Below are 1,121 nucleotides of genomic sequence, written 5' to 3'. Positions count from 1 at the left end.
TTCTCGGTGTGGCGCGGGTCGGCCGCCACGACCACTTCTTCGAGCTGGGCGGCCATTCGCTGTTGGCGGTGCAGCTGCTCAGTCGAGCATTAGATCTTAGGCTGACGTTTAGCGCCGCCGATCTCTTCCAAACCCCTGTTCTGAAGGAACTCGCATCGAAGATTCATTTTGAGCGACAGCCCATCAGTCCGGAAGTGATTTCCGTTCTCGCAACGACATCACAGCCACCGCTCTTCTTTGTTCCCACAGGTTTGGGCGATTGTTCCTATGTCCTCGGTTTGGTGAAGGAAATGGACGTAGACTGTGCGGTCTATGCTCTGCCATGGCCATCTTTCAATGACGTTTGTCCACCAACTCTTGAGGCGATAGCAGCGGAGCTAATCCTAGCAATTAGAGAGATCCAGCCACAGGGTCCATACCGCTTTGCTGGATACTCGTCAGGCGCAATGTTGGCTTATGCAATTGCGCAGCGCTTACTAAGTCTCGATGAAGTTGTGTCATTCATGGCGTTCATCGATGTTGCGTTACCTGCAAATCGATCAAGCATATCGCCCACCCAAATGGTACGGGAAGTGCTGCTGGATTCTTTTGAATCCTTGGATGATGAGAGCTTCGAAGTGTTGGAAGGCTTTGCTGTACAAAGTTCAATTGTCCAGCTGCTTGAAAAGGCGCAGCAAATTGGGGCCATACCCCTGGATTGTGATCTGCAAAATGCCGTTCTGATGTATGAAAAGACCGCGCAATTCCAAACGGCCCTGGATTTGTATCAAGTTCCATCTCTACCAGTTGAGATACACCAGTTCTATGCCAACGAGCCTCTCCTCAGCCGTCGGGCACGATCTCGTACAAATCCAATAGGTCCAGAAGCAAGTTCGCCCATGCGGGGTTGGGACCGGGTCTTGAGTGCGGAGGCCGTTCATGCCGTACCGGTTCCAGGCGACCACGTGACTATGATGCGTGTCCCGGAAAACCGCGAAGTTCTGGCTCGAGCCATTTCAATGGCCTTACCCAATTCACCGAGAACGCTGGGCCAATCGCAGGCGCGGGGATGTCCCGATCGGTGTTGAACTACGTCGGGCCGACGTTGCCGGGATGAATGTTACGCGGCCCTCGAGACGTGG

General features: G+C 53.7%; 1 protein-coding gene. It reads left to right on the top strand.

Going from position 1 to position 1,121, the window contains the following annotated elements; all coding sequences use genetic code 11:
* A partial coding sequence (locus AC0L3P_RS39780) for a thioesterase domain-containing protein (protein ID WP_473309436.1) occupies positions 1–1,067 on the top strand: 1,067 nt, incomplete at its 5' end.
* Positions 1,068–1,121: the final 54 nt, after the last annotated feature.

This window comes from Bradyrhizobium sp. WSM4874 (assembly GCF_055811835.1).
The sequence above is the reverse complement of the archived record's forward strand: the minus strand, read 5'-3'. Positions and strand labels throughout refer to the sequence as shown.